12 protein-coding genes and 1 pseudogene are annotated in these 18,889 nt (G+C 66.5%); 3 read left to right on the forward strand and 10 right to left on the reverse strand.

From position 1 onward, the window contains the following. Nucleotides 1-3 precede the first annotated feature (3 nt). The 3 genes and pseudogenes from BMY25_RS07655 to BMY25_RS07665 form a co-directional block, all read left to right on the forward strand. Nucleotides 4-867: pseudogene (locus BMY25_RS07655) on the forward strand (50S ribosomal protein L11 methyltransferase); the annotation flags it as partial. 123 nt (nt 868-990) lie between these two features. Then, on the forward strand, nt 991-2,844 hold the full coding sequence (locus BMY25_RS07660; RefSeq protein ID WP_092496043.1) for an aminopeptidase P family protein: 1,854 nt from the start codon (nt 991-993) through the stop codon (nt 2,842-2,844). Between the two features lie 116 nt (nt 2,845-2,960). Continuing rightward, nucleotides 2,961-5,144: a putative bifunctional diguanylate cyclase/phosphodiesterase gene (locus tag BMY25_RS07665; RefSeq protein WP_092496044.1), complete on the forward strand. Its 2,184-nt coding sequence runs from the start codon at nt 2,961-2,963 to the stop codon at nt 5,142-5,144. A 26-nt stretch (nt 5,145-5,170) separates the two neighbouring features. Here BMY25_RS07665 and ligA read toward each other — a convergent pair whose 3' ends face one another. The 10 genes from ligA to murC form a co-directional block, all read right to left on the reverse strand. Continuing rightward, nucleotides 5,171-7,321 (reverse strand): NAD-dependent DNA ligase LigA, encoded by a 2,151-nt coding sequence (gene ligA / locus BMY25_RS07670; protein ID WP_238858215.1) that lies wholly within the window; start codon nt 7,319-7,321, stop codon nt 5,171-5,173. Further along, the gene (gene recN / locus BMY25_RS07675; RefSeq protein ID WP_092496045.1) at nt 7,322-8,995 is read right to left on the reverse strand and encodes a DNA repair protein RecN; all 1,674 of its coding nucleotides are present in this window, start codon (nt 8,993-8,995) and stop codon (nt 7,322-7,324) included. Nucleotides 8,996-9,008: 13 nt separating this feature from the next. After that, nucleotides 9,009-9,857: an outer membrane protein assembly factor BamD gene (locus tag BMY25_RS07680; RefSeq protein ID WP_092496046.1), complete on the reverse strand. Its 849-nt coding sequence runs from the start codon at nt 9,855-9,857 to the stop codon at nt 9,009-9,011. Between the two features lie 104 nt (nt 9,858-9,961). Beyond that, on the reverse strand, nt 9,962-10,933 hold the full coding sequence (gene lpxC / locus BMY25_RS07685; RefSeq protein WP_092496047.1) for a UDP-3-O-acyl-N-acetylglucosamine deacetylase: 972 nt from the start codon (nt 10,931-10,933) through the stop codon (nt 9,962-9,964). Between the two features lie 236 nt (nt 10,934-11,169). After that, a complete protein-coding gene (gene ftsZ / locus BMY25_RS07690) occupies nt 11,170-12,876 on the reverse strand; it encodes a cell division protein FtsZ (protein ID WP_092496048.1) in 1,707 nt (568 codons plus the stop codon). 62 nt (nt 12,877-12,938) lie between these two features. Beyond that, nucleotides 12,939-14,261, reverse strand: a complete 1,323-nt coding sequence (gene ftsA / locus BMY25_RS07695) for a cell division protein FtsA (protein ID WP_092496049.1) — start codon at nt 14,259-14,261, stop codon at nt 12,939-12,941. Continuing rightward, nucleotides 14,261-15,127: a cell division protein FtsQ/DivIB gene (locus BMY25_RS07700; RefSeq protein ID WP_092496050.1), complete on the reverse strand. Its 867-nt coding sequence runs from the start codon at nt 15,125-15,127 to the stop codon at nt 14,261-14,263. The genes ftsA and BMY25_RS07700 overlap by 1 nt, the downstream gene beginning before the upstream one ends. Before the next feature lie 23 nt (nt 15,128-15,150). Further along, complete coding sequence (locus BMY25_RS07705; RefSeq protein WP_092496051.1) at nt 15,151-16,074, reverse strand: D-alanine--D-alanine ligase; 924 nt, start codon at nt 16,072-16,074, stop codon at nt 15,151-15,153. Between the two features lie 366 nt (nt 16,075-16,440). Further along, entirely contained in the window at nt 16,441-17,454 is a 1,014-nt protein-coding gene (murB, locus tag BMY25_RS07710; RefSeq protein ID WP_092496052.1) for a UDP-N-acetylmuramate dehydrogenase, read from the reverse strand. Continuing rightward, a complete protein-coding gene (gene murC / locus BMY25_RS07715) occupies nt 17,451-18,884 on the reverse strand; it encodes a UDP-N-acetylmuramate--L-alanine ligase (protein ID WP_092496053.1) in 1,434 nt (477 codons plus the stop codon). The genes murB and murC overlap by 4 nt, the downstream gene beginning before the upstream one ends. Nucleotides 18,885-18,889: the final 5 nt, after the last annotated feature.

Raw genomic sequence — 18,889 nt, forward strand, 5'->3', positions numbered from 1 at the left:
TCGATGACCCTGAAAGCCAGCCTGACCGCCAGCCGCCGCGACGCCACCCGCATCTCCGACCAGCTCGAACAGGAACTGACGGATGACGGCGTCGTGGTGGCGCTCACCGAAAAATCGGAGGCGGACGGCATCTGGGCCGTCGAGGTCTATTACGAGGAAGGCGACGCGGAGGCGATCGCCGCGGATCTCGACGCGCGCGTCGGCGGCAGCGTGGCGGGGAGTTTCGCGGTCGAGACGCTGCCCGAAACCGATTGGGTCGCGGCGGGCCTCGCCGATCTCAAGCCGGTGCCGGCCGGGCGTTTCCTGATCCACGGCAGCCACGACAGCGACAAGCTGCCCGGCGGCCGCGTCCCGATCCTCATCGAGGCCGGGCAGGCTTTCGGCACCGGCCATCATGGCACGACCGCCGGCTGCCTCACCGTGTTGAACCAGTTGCTGCGCACCCGTCGCTTCGACAACCCGCTGGATGTGGGCACCGGCAGCGGCGTGCTGGCCATCGCGCTGGCCAAGCTCCTGCGCAGGCCCGTGTTCGCCAGCGACATCGACCCGATCGCCGTCCGCGTGGCGCAGGAGAACGTCGTCAAGAACGCCGTGGCGCCGCTAGTCCGTACCTTTGTGGCGGACGGGCTTTCCCATCCGATGATCCGCGACAACGGACCGTTCGACCTGATTGTCGCCAATATCCTGGCGGAGCCGTTGATGAAGCTCGCGCCGGCCATGGCACAGGTGCTGGCGCCCGGCGGCACGCTTGTGCTCTCCGGCCTCCTGAAGCGGCAGCGCGAGCGCGTGGTCGCCGCCTATTCCGCTCAGGGCATCCGCCTGCAAACGGTCCACATCTTCGAAGGCTGGGGCGTGCTCGTCCTGCGCTCTCCGTCCCGCAGCCGCCCGCTCGGCACATCCGCCGTCCAGTTCTCCGGGCCGACCGGCCACGCCTGGGCCAACGACTGAATTCCTGCCGGCACGCTCCGGCCCGAACGAGAGACCTGAACCATGTTCCAGAGCTTTACGGAAACCAGCGATCCCACCCGGGGCGCGGAGCGGGTTTCGGCTCTCCGCGAGGCCATGCAGCGGCATGACGTGCAGGGTTTCATCGTGCCCCGCGCCGACGAGCACCAGGGCGAGTATGTCGCGAAATCGGCCGAGCGGCTGGCCTGGCTAACAGGCTTCACCGGCTCCGCCGGAACCGCGGTGGTGCTGGCCGACAAGGCTGCCGTCTTCGTCGACGGGCGCTACACCGTGCAGGTGCGCAATCAGGTCGATCTGGACGTCTTCCAGCCCGTGCCGGTGATGGAAATCTCCGTCGCCGAATGGCTGAAGGGGAACGTCTCGCCCGGCATGACGATCGGCTTCGACCCCTGGCTGATGACGCGCAGCGAAGTGCGCCGCATCGAGCGGGCGCTGGAAAGCGTCAGCGCCCGGCTCGCTCCGGTGGACATCAATCTCGTGGATGCCGTCTGGACCGACCGGCCGGAATCGCCGCTCTCCCAGGTTTTCGAACAGACGGACGCGCTGGCCGGCCGCTCCGCCGCCGAGAAGATCTCGGAAATCCAGGGCATCCTCCGCGACAAGCGGGTCGTCGCCTTCTGCGCCACCGATCCCGCCTCGATCGCCTGGCTCTTCAACATCCGCGGCAAGGACGTGGCCCATACGCCGTTGCCGCTGTCCTTCGCCATCGTGCGGGCTGAGGGGCGCCCTTCCCTCTTCATCGACGGCCGCAAGCTCGGCAACGAGATGCGCGACCGGCTGGAGCAGCTTGCGGACGTGAGCGAGCCCGACCGCCTGCTGCCCGCCCTGCACGAACTGGGCAGCCGCGATGGCGAGGTGCTCTACGACGCCTCCGGCTCGGCCGAGGCGATCGCGGTCGCGATTGAGACCACGGGCGGTCACATCGTCGAGGGAGCGGACCCGATCGCGCTCCCGAAAGCCCGCAAGAGCGAGGCGGAACTTGCCGGCTCACGCGCGGCGCATGCCCGAGACGGCGTGGCCATGATGCGCTTCCTGATGTGGCTGGAGGGGGAAGCGACCGACGGGGGCGTGACCGAGATCGACGCGGCGAAGCGACTGGAAGAGCTTCGCGCCGAGGTGGGCGAAACCGACGGCGTGGCGCTGGAGGACATTTCCTTCGACACGATCTCCTCGACCGGGCTGAACGGCGCGATCAACCATTACCGCGTGACGGAAAAGAGCAACCGGGCGCTCGCCGCCGGGGACCTCTTCCTGCTGGATTCAGGTGCGCAGTACCGCGACGGCACCACCGACATCACGCGGACCGTTCTTTTCGGCGAGGCCGAGGCGGCGCGGCTCGATCTTTACCGCGATCGGTTCACCCGGGTGCTGAAGGGCCATATCGCGCTGGCCATGGCGCGCTTTCCCAAGGGCACGACCGGCGCGCATCTGGACATTCTCGCCCGCTCCGCGCTCTGGACCAGCGGCCTCGATTTCGACCATGGCACCGGCCACGGCGTCGGCGCCTATCTTTCCGTGCACGAGGGACCGGCGCGTATTTCCAAGGCCGGCCACGTGCCGCTGGAGACGGGCATGATCCTTTCCAACGAGCCGGGTTACTACCGCGAGGGCGATTTCGGCATCCGCATCGAAAACCTGATCGTCGTGCGCGAGCCGCGCGAGGTGTCGGGCGGCGACCGCGCGATGCATGCCTTCGAAACGATCACGCTGGCCCCGCTGGACCGCCGGCTGATCGCGACGCGCCTCCTGACGCAGCCGGAGATTTCCTGGCTCGACACCTATCACTCGCGCGTCTTCGGCGCGCTCTCCGGCTGGCCAGACCTGACCGCCGAGGAACGGCGTTGGCTGGACGCCGCCTGCCGCCCCATCGTCGGCTGAGAGTACGAGGAATAGTTCAGTTTTTATTCACCGTCATTGTTAGTCGCCAGCACAGATTGGACGATTTATAAGGAAGCGCCGTTCGATACTGGACACGACCAATCTCGGAGCGACTGATGCCGGCACGTTTGCCAGCGGAAGAGCAGGAAAGACTGCGGGCACTTGCCGAATACGACCTCATGGACACGGGTCCGGAGGTCGATTTCGACCGCATCGTGCAGCTTGCCACCCGCGTCTTCGATTGCAAGATCGCGCTGGTTCCGCTGGTCGGCACGGACCGGCAGTTCTTCAAGGCGCGCGTGGGACTGCCGATCTGCGAAACGTCGCGCGACGTTTCCTTCTGCGCCTACGTCATCCTGGGCCACGAGGTCGTGGTCATCCCGGATGCCACGAAGGATGAGCGCTTCGCCGAAAATCCGCTGGTAACCGGCGAGCCGTTCATCCGCTTCTATGCGGGCGCCCCGCTGACGACGCCTTCCGGTTTCAACATCGGCTCCCTCTGCATCATCGACGACGAGCCACGGGCCTCCTTCTCCCCGGCCGAGAAGCAGATGCTGCAGGACATGGCCAGCATGGTCATGGACCGGATGGAGGTTCGCAGACTTGAGAACCTGCGCCGGCTGGTCAGCTCCCGCTTCGAGAACATCGCCTCCACCTCGCCCGATGGCATGATCTGCGCCGACCGGGACGGTTGCATCACCTTCTGGAACGGATCGGCGGAGACGATCTTCGGCTGGAAGGCGGAAGAAGTACTCGGCCGGTCGCTTGACGTCATCATCCCCGAACGGATGCGCAGCGGTCACAACGAGGGCATGGAGCGGCTGGCCGGGGGCGGCCCTGCGCGACTGGCAGGCAAGACCGTGGAACTGACGGCGTCGCGCCGCGACGGCTCCGAGTTCCCGGTCGAGATTTCGCTTTCCTGCTGGGGGGAAGGCGAGTCGATGGGCTTCGGCTCCATCATCCGCGACATCACCCACCGCCGCAACAACGAGGCCCAGCTCTTCCGCCTCGCCTATCGCGATCCGGTGACGGAGTTGCCGAACCGTACCGCGTTGCGGACGCGCCTCGGCCAGATCATCAAGGGAGGCGCCCCGGCCACCCTGTTCCTGATCGACCTCGACGGCTTCAAGGCGGTGAACGACACGGCCGGGCATTCCGCCGGCGACCACGTGCTCAAGACCGTGGCGCAGCGGCTGCAGGAAGAGCTGTCACCCGGCGATTTCCTCAGCCGCGAAGGCGGCGACGAGTTCGCTCTCGTGCTGTCGGGGCCGGCCCTGCCGGCGCGGCACGCTATGCTGCGCGAGCGTATCGTCGAACGGATCGGCGAGCCGATCGCGGTGGACGAACGGCCGTTCCAGCTCACCAGCAGCATCGGCGTGGTGCGTTGTCCGACGGACGGCACGACCAGCGACGAGCTGCTGGGAAACGCCGATCTCGCCCTGCACGAGGCCAAGAAGCAGATCGGCAATTCGTTCAGGCTCTACACCTCCAATCTCCGCGAGACGGCGGCGCATCGGCGCGAAGTCGAGTTCGAACTGCGCGGCGCGATCGAGCGCGGCGAGCTTGAGCTTTTCTACCAGCCGCAGGTCGATCTTCGCGACTTCGATGTCACCGGCGCGGAAGCGCTGATGCGCTGGCGGCACCCGGAGCGGGGATTGCTGGCTCCCGGCCTCTTCCTCGGCGTCCTGGAAACCAGCGCCATGGCGGTCGACGTGGGCACCTGGTCCCTGCGGGAGGCCTGCCGCATGGCCCGGGATTTCGAGGCGCTCTCCGGGCGGCCGTTCCGGATGGGCGTCAACCTCTTCGCCGAGCAGTTCCGTGCCGGCAACCTCGTTGAGGTGGTGCGCGATGTGCTGGCGGAAACCGGGCTTGCCCCGGACCGGCTGGAGCTGGAGATCACCGAGAACATCGTGCTGTCGCAAGACGAGACGCTGATCCCGGTTCTCAAGGAATTGCGCGATATGGGCGTCGGCGTGGCGTTCGACGATTACGGCACCGGCTTCGCGTCGCTGAGCATGCTGAAGCGCTTTCCCGTCACCCGCCTGAAGATCGACCGCTCCTTCGTGCAAGACGTCGTGGACGATCCCGAGGACACCGCGCTGGTTCAGGCAGTGCTCTATCTGTCCGAGAAGTTCGGCCTGGAAGTGATCGCCGAGGGCGTCGAAGGGCCGGAGCAGGAAGCTTTCCTGCGCGAGCGCGGCTGCCCGGAAGCGCAGGGTTATTATTACGGCAGGCCGATGCCCGCACCGGACTTCATCGCCTTCCTGCGCCAGAAGGCCAAGGCGGCACAGGTCGCCTGAGATGAGGGCGACTGAAAGGCCGCCCTTTACTGACCGACCCTGACGAACCAGGCCTCCTCGTCGATAACTTCGATGCCGAGTTCGGCAGCCTTCTTCAGCTTGGATCCACCCCCCGGCCCCGCCACGACCAGATCGGTCTTGGCAGACACGGAGCCCGCGACCTTGGCGCCCAGGCGCTCGGCCATGGCCTTGGCTTCTTCCCGCGTCATCCGTTCCAGCGATCCGGTGAAGACCACCGTCTTGCCGGCGACGGGCGAGTCGATCGCGACGCTTTCCATCGGCCGGGGCGTCACCTGCTCCAGGAGCCGCGCGACCTCCTCGCGATTGTGCTCCTCGCGGAAAAACTGGACGATTGCCTCGCCGACGACCGGGCCGATCCCCTCGATCGCCACGAGATCGGCCCAGGCCGCCTCGTTCCCCTCCCCGGCTGAAACCGCCGTCTCGCGGAAGGCCGGGAAATCGGAATAGTGCCGCGCGAGGAGCCGCGCATTCGTCTCGCCGACATGGCGGATGCCCAGCGCGTAGATCACCCGGTTGAGATCGATCTCTCGCCGTTCGTCGATGGCGGCGAAGAGATTGGCGGCGCTGGTGAAGCCCCAGCCTTCCCGCGCGCTGAGCTTTCGCAGCGAGCGCTCGTCCCGCTGCCGCAGCGTGAAGATATCGGAGGGATGGGCGATCAGCCCGTCACGATAGAAGGCCTCCACCTGCTTGTCGCCGAGGCCGTCGATGTCGAAAGCGTCCCTCGCCACGAAATGCTTGATCCGCTCCATGGCCTGCGCCGGGCAGATCAGGCCGCCGGTGCAGCGGCGCACCGAATCCTCGCGGCCGGATTTCGGATTATGCTCGCGGACGGCATCGCTGCCGCATTCCGGGCAGGCATGCGGGAAGCGGAACGGCTCCGCGTCCTCGGGCCGCTTGGTCAGCACCACATCGACGATCTGCGGGATCACGTCCCCGGCGCGCTGCACGATCACGGTGTCGCCGATGCGGATGTCCTTGCCATCGCGGAGTGGCTTGCCGTCATTGCCGATGCCGCGAACATAATCCTCGTTGTGGAGGGTCGCGTTGGACACGACCACGCCGCCGACCGTCACCGGCTTCAGCTTGGCGACCGGGGTCAGCGAGCCGGTGCGGCCGACCTGGATCTCGATATCCTCCAGCACGGTCAGCGCCTGCTCGGCCGCGAACTTGTGTGCGATGGCCCAGCGCGGCGCCCGGGACACGAAGCCCAGCCGCAGCTGCAGGCCAAGATCGTCGACCTTGTAGACGACGCCGTCGATGTCATAGCCTAGATTGGCGCGATCGGCTTCGATCCGGCGATAATGCGCCACCAGTTCTTCCGGCGTCCGGCAGCGGACCATCAGCGGGTTGGTCCGGAAGCCCCAGCCGCCCAGGCGTTTGACGGCATCGAACTGCGTCTCGCCGATATCCTCGCTGACCTCGCCCCATCCATAGGCGAAGAAATGCAGCGTGCGCGACGCGGTGATCGACGAATCGAGTTGGCGCAGCGAGCCGGCGGCGGCATTGCGCGGGTTGGCGAAGGTGCGCCCGCCGCCATTCGCTTCCATGCGTCCGTTCAGGGCGCGAAAGTCGGCATGGCTCATATAGACCTCGCCGCGAACCTCCAGCACCTCCGGCACGTCGTCCGGCAGGATCTGCGGGATCTCGCCGATGGTGCGGATATTTGCGGTGACGTCCTCGCCTTCGGAGCCGTCGCCCCGGGTGGCGCCCACCACCAGCCTGCCACGCTCGTAGCGGAGCGAGGCGGAAAGGCCGTCGATCTTCGGCTCCGCGACAAAGGTCAGGGGCGCATCGGCGGAGAGCCCCAGGAAGCGGCGAATGCGGGCGACGAACTCCGCCACGTCTTCTTCGGCGAAGGCATTGTCGAGCGACAGCATGGGAAGCGCGTGACGCACTTTGCTGAAGCGGCTGACCGGACGCGCGCCGAGCCGGGCGGAAGGCGAATCCAGCCGCACCAGATCGGGAAAACGAGCCTCTATTTCCTTGTTGCGGCGGCGCAGCGCATCGTAATCCGCGTCGGAAATCTCCGGAGCGTCTTCCTGGAAATAGTGACGATCATGGGCCGCGATCGTCTCCGCGAGCCTCTCCAGTTCCGTCTTCGCTTCGTCTTCCCCGAGTTCGCCAACCGGCTTTGTCGCGCCGTCATCGGCCATCATTCAAACGTCCTCCCGCCTCATCAGGCTCTCGGCGGCGGCGCGCGCCTCGTCCGAAATCGTGGCGCCGGCCAGCATTCGAGCAATCTCTTCCCGGCGCTCTGGCCCTTCCACCTCGATCACATCGGTGGCGACCCGCTCGCCGTCGCCGACGAGTTTCTTGGAAATAACCAGATGCGAACCCGCCCGGGCCGCGACCTGGGGCGCATGCGTAACAGAAAGAACCTGAACCCGTTCCGCCAGCCGGGCCAGCCGCCGACCGATCGCCTCGGCAACGGCACCACCCACGCCCGTATCGATCTCGTCGAAGACCAAGGTGGGCGCGGAGCCGCGATCCGCCAGGGCAACCTTGAGCGCCAGCAGGAAACGGGAGAGTTCGCCGCCCGACGCGACCTTCATGATCGGACCGGCTTGCGTGCCGGGATTGGTGCGGACATGGAAGGCGACGAGGTCGAAGCCGTCGGCCGTCTCGCGCTCCTCGTCCACCTCGCGGGCGACGATGAAGCGCGCGGCGTCCAGCTTCAGCGCGGGCAATTCGGCACTGACCGCGGCCTCCAGCGTCTCGCCCGCTTCCGCGCGACGGACCGTCAGCCGGCGCGCCGCCTCGCGGTAGGCATCCCGGGCTTCCGCCACGGCGTGTCCCAGGGCCACGGTGCGCTCCTCGCCCACGTCAAGGTCGGAGAGCTTCGCGGCATATTCGGCAGCCAGCGCCGGCAGCGCTTCCACCGCGACCTGATATTTGCGGGAGGCGGCGCGCAGCGCGAAGAGCCGGGTCTCCGTCTCCTCCAGTTCGCGCGGATCGAACTCCGTCTCGCGGATCGCCTCTTCCAACCCGATTCGGGCTTCGTCGAGCCGGTCGAGCGCCGCGTTTATCGCGGCGAGAGTCTCGTCCAGAAGCCCCGGAAGATCGGCGGCCTTACGGTCCAGCCGGCGCACGACGCTGACGAGTTCGGGCGTCGGCGACGACGAGCCGGCGATGGTTTCATAGGCTTCGGTGAGGTCGCCGGCGATCTTCTCCGCCCGCATCAGATATTGCCGCCGCTCCGCGAGGCGCTCTTCCTCGCCCGCTTCCGGGGAAAGCTCCTCCAGTTCCGCCACGGCAGAGCGCAGGAACTCCCCTTCCCGCTCCGCTTCGTCCAGGCTGCTCTGAAGCTCGCGCAGTTCCCGTTCCAGCGAACGAAGCGCGCGGTAGCGGCGGCCGACTTCCTCAACCTCGGCATTGAGGCCGCCGAAGGCGTCGAGGACGCGACGATGCTCCTCGGGATCCACCAGCGCGCGATCGTCGTGCTGGCCGTGAATCTCGACGAGTTGCGCGCCCACGGCCTTCAGGAGCGATACGCTGCAAGGCTGGTCGTTGACGAAGGCGCGGGTCTTGCCGTCGGATGTCTGCGTGCGGCGCAGGATCACCGCGCCGTCGGGATCGATGCCATTGTCCGACAGCGTCCTGCGGACCGGATGATCGTCCGGCACCTCGAAGACGGCGACCACCTGCCCGCGTTCGGCGCCGGAGCGCACGAGACCCGCGTCGCCGCGCGCGCCAAGCGCCAGCGAGAGCGAATCGAGCAGGATCGATTTGCCCGCGCCCGTCTCGCCCGTCAAAACAGTCAGCCCGGCGTCGAAATCGATACCGAGCCGCTGAATAAGGACGATGTCCTGAACGGTGAGTGTGGCCAGCATGGCCGGCGAGGCTTCAGCCGGAAGCTTTTCCGCGGAAGGAACGGGAGATCCAGGAGCCCTGGTTCTCCTTCGGCTCGACGCCACCCTTCTGCAGCAGATTATAGGCGTTGTGATACCACGGGCTATCCGGGAAGTTGTGACCCAGCACGGCCGCGGCCGTCTGCGCTTCCGGAACGATGCCCAGCGCGAGGTAACATTCGACAAGGCGCAGCAGCGCCTCCTCGACTTCACGCGTGCTCTGGTAATCGGTCACGACCGACTTGAAGCGGTTCACGGCCGCGAGATATTCGTGCCGCTCTTCGTAGTAGCGGCCGATCTGCAGCTCCTTGCCGGCGAGCTGATCCTTGGCGATCTGCAGCCGCTTGCGCCCGTCCACCGCGTATTGCGAGTCCGGGTACTTGTCGACCAGCAGCTGCATGGCATCGATGGCCTTCTTCGACTGATCCTGGTCGCGCGTGACGTCCGGGATCTGGTGGAAGTAGGACATGCCGATCAGATACTGGGCGTAGGCCGCGTCCTCACCCGTCGGGTAAAGCGTGGTGTAGCGCTTCGCGTCGTTGATGGCGTCCTGGTACTGGCCGCGCCGATAGTTCGTCGCAGCCGACAGCACGACGGCCCGGCGCGCATAGACCGAATAGGGATACTGGTCGTTGACCTGATTGAAGGTCTTGGTCGCAGACTTGCTGTCGCCGGCGTTCATCTCCGCCAGGCCACGATTGTAGAGCACCTCGGCCGAATCGCTCGAATCGATATCGGCCTTCGGCTTGGAGGAACAGCCGGCCATGAGCAGGGCGAGGACCGGAGCTGCGAAGACCGCGGCCCGCACGCGCCCGGCAGAGAAGACGGAAGAACGATGCTGCATAAGGTTAACGCCTGACATCCGGCCGCATACGATGCGCCTGTGAATACCTGACGTAGCGGACTTGTCCAAGCCGTTCATGCGCAAAAAGCGGTGCAGGGCTTCGTTCAGGAGTGATCCGGCGCAAACGCCGGGGCGAGCATGCCGGACAGAACGTCGGAACGGCCCTCGGAAGCGCGCCCGTCCCGCTCGGCGGACGCCGTGGCGCCGGTCACGTACGTCCACGCATCGCGGCGGGCGAGAAGCGCCTTCAGCGCCATCGCATTCACCTTGTGGCCGCCCTTGTAGGAACGGTAGCAACCGACGAAGGGCATGCCGGCAAGCGCCAGATCGCCCACGGCGTCCAGCAGCTTGTGGCGCACGAACTCGTCGGGATAGCGGAGCCCCTCGGGATTGAGGACACGGTCCTCGCCGATCACCACGGAGTTCTCCAGCGAAGAACCCATGGCGTAGCCGGCCTTCCAGAGGCGCTCGACGTCGCTCATGAAGCCGAAGGTGCGGGCACGGGAAATCTCGGTGCGGAAGCTGTCCGGCGTGATGTCGATCGCCATTTCCTGCCGGCCGATCAGTTCGTTGGCGAACTCGATCGCGACGTCGAAACGGAAACCGTCAAAGGGCACGAACTCGGCAAACGATTCGCCGACGGCGATCTGCACGGGCTTCAGGATTTTGATGAAGCGCTTGGGCGCCTTCTGCTCGACCAGGCCGACCTGATCGACTGCATCGACGAAAGCCGCCGCGCTGCCGTCCATCACCGGCACTTCCGAGCCGTCGATCTCAATGGAAACATTGTCGACGCCAAGCGAGATCAGCGCCGCCATCAGATGCTCGACGGTGGCGACGAACAGGCCGGCCGGATCGCCCAGCAGCGTGCAGAGCTCGGTTGCGGCGACAGCGGAGTGGATGGCGGGGATCTCGATATCGGCCTGCCCTTCCGCGGTGCGGACGAACACGATGCCGGTATTGGCATCGGCCGGAGAGAGGGTCATGCTCACCGGCTTCCCACTATGGACGCCGATACCCGACAGCTCGATCCGGCTCTTCAGCGTCTTCTGGAAAGGGGTGGTGTTCTTCTTCATGACCGCACTCAACTCCAAGGCAACTGCCGCACGTCGGGAATGACGTTCGATTCGCCGCCTCTCGATGAGCTATCTAGAAACAGATCGGCCGCCGGGCCAATCAAGGTTCGTTACCGTTTGTTACGGATGCCGACTCGGATTCCTCAACGGGTTCAGCACGTTAACGGTGTGTAAACAAAAACCCGGCGTCGGGGGTCCGACGCCGGGCTTGAAGGTTGGGCTGAGCCTTGCGGCGATCAGCTGGACTGGCGGCGGAGGAAGGCCGGAATTTCCAGCGGATCCTCGTCGCGCTGCTGTTCCACCATGGCGACGCGGCCACGGGTGTCGAGCTGGCCGTGGGCGGCCTGGGGCTCGCCGGTGCGGCGCGGCTGCGGCTGCTTCACGAACGGGGCGGCTGCACGGGCCTGCGGAGCCGGAGCCTGCGGCTGGCGACCGCGGGGCTCGATCTCCATGCCGGAGGTCAGGTCGTCGTCATCGCGCTTGCCGAGGCTCTGCGTGATTCGGGCGATCAGGCCGCGCGGACGGCGGTCTTCCTCTTCAGCCACCGGAGCGGCGGGCTGGCGCATCTGGCGCTGCACGACCGGCGGGAAATCCTCCACGCGGGGCATGCGGGGCTGCGCTTCCTGCGGACGCTCGGCAGCCGGCGGGATGAAGGCTGCGGACTGGGCCGGAGCCGGACGGGGAGCCGCCGATTCCTGCTGGGCCGGACGGGTGGCGACCAGCGACGGGTCCTGACGGAACGGGCCGACGCGAACCGGCTCGGCCGGCTGACGCTGGGCCGCCGGGCGGGGAGCCGCCGACTGGGCCTTCGGGCCGACGCCGAGTTCTTCTTCCAGGCGGTCCAGAGCGAAAGCGGTGACGGCAGCGTCGCGGCCCTGCGAAGCAGGAGCGGCAGCCGGATTAGCGGAGACGGACTTCAGCCGCCGGGTCAGTTCGGCGACGCCCGCGTCAGCCGTGACCGTCTCCTGCTGCTTTCCCAGCTGGTCGACTCCCGTCGCCACCACGGAAACGCGGATGATGCCTTCCAGGTTTTCGTCGAACGTGGCGCCGAAGATGATGTTGGCTTCGCCGTCCACTTCCTCGCGGACGCGGCTGGCCGCCTCGTCCACTTCGAAGAGGGTCATGTCGCGACCGCCGGTGATGGAGATCAGCAGCCCCTGCGCACCCTTCATGCAGACATCGTCCAGCAGCGGGTTGCAGATCGCCTTCTCGGCCGCTTCCACGGCGCGCTTGTCGCCCGAAGCCTCGCCGGTGCCCATCATCGCCTTGCCCATGTTGCGCATCACGGAGCGCACGTCGGCGAAGTCGAGGTTGATGAGGCCTTCCTTGACCATCAGGTCGGTGATGCAGGCAACGCCGGAGTAGAGCACCTCGTCGGCCATCGCGAAGGCGTCGGCGAAGGTGGTCTTGTCGTTGGCGATGCGGAACAGGTTCTGGTTCGGAATGACGATCAGCGTGTCGACATTCTTCTGCAGTTCCTCGATGCCCGCCTCGGCGAGCTTCATGCGGCGGGCGCCCTCGAACTGGAACGGCTTGGTGACCACGCCGACCGTCAGGATGCCCATCTCGCGGGCCGCGCGGGCCACGACCGGAGCCGCGCCTGTGCCGGTGCCGCCGCCCATGCCGGCGGTGATGAAGACCATGTGCGCGCCGGACAGGTGATCGTTGATCTCATCGATCGTTTCCTGGGCGGCCGCGCGGCCGATCTCCGGCTGCGAGCCGGCACCGAGGCCTTCCGTCACGGAGTGACCCATCTGGATCAGCCGCTCGGCCTTGCTCATGGTGAGGGCCTGGGCATCGGTGTTGCCGACGACAAAGTCGACCCCTTCAAGCCCGGCCTCGATCATGTTGTTGACCGCGTTGCATCCGGCACCGCCGACACCGAACACGGTGATCCGGGGCTTGAGTTCCTGGATATCGGGCATTTTCAGGTTGATGCTCATGTGCTCGATCCTCTTCCGCCTTTCCGCGAGGGGCGCCGCCGCGCCGCCTGCTATTCCGTTGATTAGAAGCTTTCTTTCAGCCATCGCCCGACCCGGGCGAGGTATCCCGTCGACTCCATCGGGAGCCACGAATTCGCGCGAGCATGAAACTGCTCGATACCCGCCACCTGCGGGTAGATCGTCAGGCCCGCCGCCACCGCGTAGCCCGGTCCCTTGGCGGCGTCCGGCAGGCCGGAAATCCCCAGGGGCCGGCCAAGCCGGACGTTGCGCCCGAGAATGCGCCGGGCGGCTTCGGTGATGCCGGTGAGCTGGCTCGCGCCGCCCGTCAGCACCACGCGCTTGCCGACCTGATCGGCAAAGCCGGATTTCACCAGCATGTCCCGCGTCATCTCCAGCGTTTCCTCGATGCGCGGCCGGATGATCCGGGTCAGCGAGGAGCGCGGAGCGGTGTTGGGATAGTCCCGCTCGTCCTCGCCGACCGCCGGGATCGTGAGGATTTCCTTGTCGTCGGAGCTGGAAGGCAGCGCCGAGCCGTGGCGCGCCTTCAGCCGCTCCGCATCCGCCAGGCCCGTGGAAAGGCCGCGGGCGATATCCAGCGTCACATGCTGCCCACCGATCGGGATCGCGCCGGAATAGACGAACTGTCCGCCGTGGAAGACGGAAAGCGTGGTGGTGCCGCCGCCCATGTCGATGCAGGCGACGCCGAGCTCGACCTCGTCGTCCACCAGTGTGGAGAGACCGGAGGCGTAAGGCGCGGCCACGATCGTATCCACTTCCAGGTGGCAGCGGTTGATCGCGAATTCCAGATTGCGCAGCGGGCTGTCGTCGGCGCTGACGATGTGCATGTCGACGCCGAGATTCTCGCCGAGCATCCCCTCGGGATCCTGCATGCCGCGCTGGCCGTCCAGCGAATAGCCCACCGGCAGCGAGTGGATCACCATCCGGCCTTCACTGACCGTGTGGGCGGCGCCCGCCGCCAGCACGCGCTGGATGTCGACCTGCGAAACCGCGGCCTCGGCCAGCGGCACCGTCGCCGTGAAGCTCTCGCTCTTCAGCCGGCCGCAGGAGACGTTGACCACCAGGCTGGAGATCGTCATCTGCGCCATGCGCTCGGCCTGGTCGACGGCGATGCGGATCGCCTTCTCCGCTTCGTCCAGATCGACGACCACGCCGGACTTCACGCCGCGCGAGCGGGTGAAGCCGAAGCCCAGCACCTCGACCGAATGGGTCCGGTGACGGAGCTGCTCGCCGGTCTGCGGCTTCAGCCGCGCGATCAGGCAGCAGACCTTGGTGGAGCCGACGTCGAGAACGCTGACCACCTGCGTCCGCTTCAGGCCCAGGGTCTTGCCCCGGGAAACGCTCGAATGTTGGGTCGTGCCATGCATCAGTGGGCCCTCGCCAGCTTATAGGGCTTCACGTTGGGGTTCTGCTTTTCCAGGTCCTTGATGTCCCGGCCCTGCGGCAGGCGGACCGCCACGCGATCCGGCAGCCGCAAGTCGACGATGACGATGTCGCGGGACAGGAGCTGATGATCTTCCTGCAGCTTGACCAGCTGCGCCATCGCCTGCTCGATGCCCGTCTCCGGCAACTTCACCGTGATGCCGTTGTCGAGCACGAGGTCCCAGCGGCGACCGGCGACGAGAACGGCCGCCTTGGTGCGTTCGGCGATCGACGGGAAATCGTCCAGCGTCTCGCGGAACGGTCCCGCCTCCAGGTTCGCCTCGGGGCCAACCAGGAAGGGGAGACCCGCATGGGGACGCCCGTCGAAATCCATGATCTTCAGGCCGTTCCGGTCGATGATCGAGATCGCGCCGCCGTTCTGCCAAAGCGCATATGGCTGCCGCTCTTCCACCTCGACCGACAGCTTGTTCGGGTAGAGCTTGCGGACCGTCGCATGCGTGATCCAGGGCAGCTTCGCCAGACGGTCGCGGGCCGCGATCGGATCGTAGGTCAGGAGCGACACGTTCTTGACCTGCAACTGGTCGAGGATCTCGCGCTCGGAGGTTTCCGCCTCCCCCGTCATCTTGATCTCGTGGATCCCAAGCCCGGCCGCGACCAGGGCCGCGTTCGAGAGTTCCTGCACGTGGCCGCCGGCGATCACGCCATAGGCGACGGTCGCCATCAGGAAGACGAGCGCGGGAAAGTGGCCGATGCCGGACGGCTTCGCCTCGATGCGGGCCGCGAAGCGGCGGATGCGGCGAGGCAGCTGGCCGACCGTGCGACGATCGCGACCGTCGAACAGGGCGCTCACCCTGAATCCCCCTTGCGTAGCGCCTAGCGACGACACGATGCGTCCTCCACCATCCAGGTCATGAGTTCCGAGAAGCCGATACCGGCGTGGGCCGCGAGTTCCGGAACAAGGGAGGTTGGCGTCATGCCGGGCTGGGTGTTGACCTCCAGCCAGACGAGCTCGCCCGTCCCGTCCTCGTCGAATCGGAAATCGGAGCGGGAAATCCCGCGACAGCCGATGGCACGATGCGCTTCCAGAGCGAGCTTGCGAATGTTTTGGTAAACAAAGTCTTTAAGCGGTGCCGGAACGATGTGTCGGGAGCCGCCAGCCACGTATTTGGCGTCGTAGTCGTAGAATCCGGGACCGGTGGGGAGAATTTCGGTCACGCCGAGCGCTTCGGTTCCCATAACGGCACAGGTCAGCTCGCGCCCGGCCACATAGTGCTCGACCATCACGTCGTCACCGAAGCCCCAGCCTTCGCCGTCCAGCGATTGCGGCGGGCACGGCTGATCTTTCGCCACGATGATGACGCCGAAGGACGAACCCTCGGCGATGGGCTTCACCACGTAGGGCGGCGGCAGCACATGCGACTTCGATACCGCGTCGCGGCCGACGATGCGATGTTCTGCGACGGGAACGCCTGCCGCAGCCGCCACGGCCTTGGCCTTTTCCTTGTTCATGGCGAGCGCGGAGGCCATGACCCCGGAATGCGTGTAGGGAATGCCGAGCACTTCAAGGATGCCCTGGACACAGCCGTCTTCGCCGAACGGGCCGTGCAACGCGTTGAAGACGACGTCCGGCTTCAGGTTGGCGAGGACATCGGCAACGTCGCGGCCGACATCGACGCGGGTGACCTGGTAACCGGCTGCTTCCAGACCGTCGGCACACGCCTTGCCCGAAGCAAGGCTGACCGGTCGTTCGGAAGACCACCCGCCCATCAGCACCGCAACGTGCTTGCCTGCCGCCATTAACCAAGCCTCCCGCGATTCCGTTCGCGTGAGGCCACTATGGGCCGGCAATTCGTAAATAAAGGTTAATGAAGGTTACCCCTCAGTGGGACCTTAAACACTTCGCTTACCATTTCAGGATGCGCGAACAAGGCTCTGACAGCGCAATGAAATCCTGCTCCGATCAACACTCATCACGGCGCTGTGGCAGAACCGTGAACGTCGTTAAGTTCAGAGATCGGATGAGATTTTTTTTGGAGCGGACGCTGCCGGGCGGTCCAGATTCGGGAAGGAATCAACCCCGCGGGGCTCGCTTCCTCGTGCGTTGGTTAACGCGGGAGCCTGGGGCGACAAAGCGGACGGTCCTGGCCGCCCGCTCGAGGCGCGTCAGCCCTGGCCGAGAAAAGGCAGGACTTCGCCGGTCGCGCCGAAACGCCCCATGCGCTTGATTTCCCATTCCAGCCGGATGCCGCTGGTCTCCAGCACGCGGGCGCGAACCGTTTCGCCCAGAAGCTCGATATCGTGGCCAGTGGCCGCGCCGACATTGAGCAGGAAGTTGCAGTGCATCTCGGATACCTGCGCGTCGCCGACCCGCAGGCCGCGGCAACCGGCGGCGTCGATCAGCTGCCAGGACTTGTTGCCCTCAGGGTTCTTGAAGGTCGAGCCTCCTGTGCGGCTCTTGATCGGCTGCGCGGCCTCACGGTGCGCCTGGACGGCATCCATGGCGGCGCGGATCGCCTCCGGCTCTTCCGGTGCCCCCTCGTACACCGCCTCGACGAAAATGAAGTCGTCGGGCGCGCCGCAATGGCGATAGGAATAGCCGAGATCGGCATTGGAGAGGACGTGCCTCTCGCCGCGCCGATCGATGGCGACCGCCTCGACCAGCCGGTCACGGGTTTCCGTCCCGTTGGCGCCGGCGTTCATGCGGAGCGCACCGCCGATGCCACCGGGAATGCCGTGATAGAAGGCAAAGCCGCCGAGGCCCGCGTCGAGCGCATGCGCCGCGACGCGGCGATCGGCCAACGCCGTACCGACACGCAGCCGGTTCCCTTCCACGGTCGCATGGCCGAAGCCTCGCGCGGAAAGCCGGATCACCACGCCCGGCATGCCGCCGTCGCGCACCAGCAGGTTGGAGCCGAGACCGAAAACGGTAACCGGCAACTCCTCCGGCAGCGCGCGCATCAGAAACGCCAGATCGTCGGCATCGGCGGGCATGGCCAGGATCTCGGCCGGGCCACCGGCGCGAAACCAGACGATCGGCGCCAGCGCTGCATCCGCCTGCAAGCTGCCGCGAAAGCCTGCCAGCCGGTCCTTCAGGCGAGCGAGCAACCCCGCTCCGTCCAGAGGAGCCCCGTTCAGCGCACGGGTCGCGGCGGTTCCTTCGGCGAACGTCTGGCTCATGCCTGCGCCTCCGCCTTCTCCGCCATCTCGTCGAGTTGGGCGAGCTCGTTCGGCAGCGCCTGGGCCCAGCGCGTGATGGAGCCGGCGCCGAGGCAGACCACCATGTCGCCGGGCTTGGCGATGGTGGAGATCAGCGGCGCGAGATCGTCGGCGCTGGGCAGCGGCCGCGCGTCGCGGTGTCCGCCGGCCCGCAGGCCTTCCACCAGCGCGTCGCGATCGACGCCCTCTATGGGCGCCTCGCCCGCGGCATAGACGTCCGCCACGATCACCGTGTCTGCCTCGTTGAAGCAGGCACAGAATTCCGGGAAGAGGCTCTGCAGGCGCGAGTAGCGATGGGGCTGGACGACGGCGACCACCTTGTTGGTCGCGGCCGAACGCGCGGCCCGCAGCACGGCCAGGATCTCGACGGGATGGTGGCCGTAATCGTCGTAGATATCGACGCCCTTCCACTCGCCCGTATGGGTGAAGCGCCGCTTCACGCCGCCGAAGCCCGCCAGACCCTTGCGGATATCGTCGGCGCTGATACCGAGGGTCCGCGCCAGCGCGATGGCGGCCGTGGCGTTGGAAACGTTGTGCTCCCCCGGCATGGGCAGCACGAGGTTGTCGATCGTCTCCATCTCACCGGTAACCCGGTCGCGCCGTTCCACCGTGAAGAGGCTCTTGCCGCCGGAGAACGTGACGTCGAGAAAGCGCGCCTCGGCCTGCGGATTGCGGCCATAGGTGATGACGCGACGATCCTCGATCTCGCGAACCAGCGCCTGCACCACCGGATGATCCAGGCACATCACGGCGAAACCGTAGAATGGCACGTTCTCCACGAAGGCGCGGAAGGCGTCGCGGACCTTGTCGAAGGAGCCGTAATGATCGAGGTGCTCGGGGTCGATATTGGTGACCACCGCCACGTCGGCCGGCAGCTTGACGAAGGTGCCGTCGGATTCGTCCGCCTCGACGACCATCCAGTCGCCCTCGCCCATGCGGGCATTCGTGCCGTAGGCGTTGATGATGCCGCCATTGATGACGGTCGGGTCGAGGCCGCCGGCATCCAGCAGCGCCGCGACCATGGAGGTGGTCGTCGTCTTGCCGTGCGTGCCGCCTACGGCGACGGCCGATTTCAGGCGCATCAGCTCGGCCAGCATTTCCGCGCGGCGCACCACCGGCAGGCCCTTGGCGCGGGCTTCCTTCAGCTCGGGATTATCCCGCTTGATGGCGGAGGAAACGACCACCACGGCCGCATCGGCCAGCGCCTCGGCGGAATGGCCGATCACGACCTCCACGCCCTTTTCGCGCAGGCGCTGCACGTTGGCGCTGTCGGAAGCATCCGACCCGCGCACCCGGTAACCCAGATTGACCAGCACCTCGGCGATGCCGCTCATGCCGATGCCGCCGATTCCAACGAAATGGATCGGTCCGATGTCGCGCGGCAGCTTCATTCGAA

It is taken from the genome of Faunimonas pinastri (assembly GCF_900110915.1).
Classification (GTDB): Bacteria; Pseudomonadota; Alphaproteobacteria; order Rhizobiales; family Afifellaceae; genus Faunimonas; species Faunimonas pinastri.

What these genes read in the sequence shown, in the direction of transcription:
- recN (WP_092496045.1), bottom strand. Translation starts at nt 8,995, where the DNA reads ATGCTGGCCACACTCACCGTTCAGGACATCGTCCTTATTCAGCGGCTC.
- ftsA (WP_092496049.1), bottom strand. Translation starts at nt 14,261, where the DNA reads ATGCATGGCACGACCCAACATTCGAGCGTTTCCCGGGGCAAGACCCTG.
- BMY25_RS07680 (WP_092496046.1), bottom strand. Translation starts at nt 9,857, where the DNA reads ATGCAGCATCGTTCTTCCGTCTTCTCTGCCGGGCGCGTGCGGGCCGCG.
- murC (WP_092496053.1), bottom strand. Translation starts at nt 18,884, where the DNA reads ATGAAGCTGCCGCGCGACATCGGACCGATCCATTTCGTTGGAATCGGC.
- murB (WP_092496052.1), bottom strand. Translation starts at nt 17,454, where the DNA reads ATGAGCCAGACGTTCGCCGAAGGAACCGCCGCGACCCGTGCGCTGAAC.
- ftsZ (WP_092496048.1), bottom strand. Translation starts at nt 12,876, where the DNA reads ATGAGCATCAACCTGAAAATGCCCGATATCCAGGAACTCAAGCCCCGG.
- BMY25_RS07660 (WP_092496043.1), top strand. Translation starts at nt 991, where the DNA reads ATGTTCCAGAGCTTTACGGAAACCAGCGATCCCACCCGGGGCGCGGAG.
- lpxC (WP_092496047.1), bottom strand. Translation starts at nt 10,933, where the DNA reads ATGAAGAAGAACACCACCCCTTTCCAGAAGACGCTGAAGAGCCGGATC.
- BMY25_RS07705 (WP_092496051.1), bottom strand. Translation starts at nt 16,074, where the DNA reads ATGGCGGCAGGCAAGCACGTTGCGGTGCTGATGGGCGGGTGGTCTTCC.
- BMY25_RS07665 (WP_092496044.1), top strand. Translation starts at nt 2,961, where the DNA reads ATGCCGGCACGTTTGCCAGCGGAAGAGCAGGAAAGACTGCGGGCACTT.
- ligA (WP_238858215.1), bottom strand. Translation starts at nt 7,321, where the DNA reads ATGATGGCCGATGACGGCGCGACAAAGCCGGTTGGCGAACTCGGGGAA.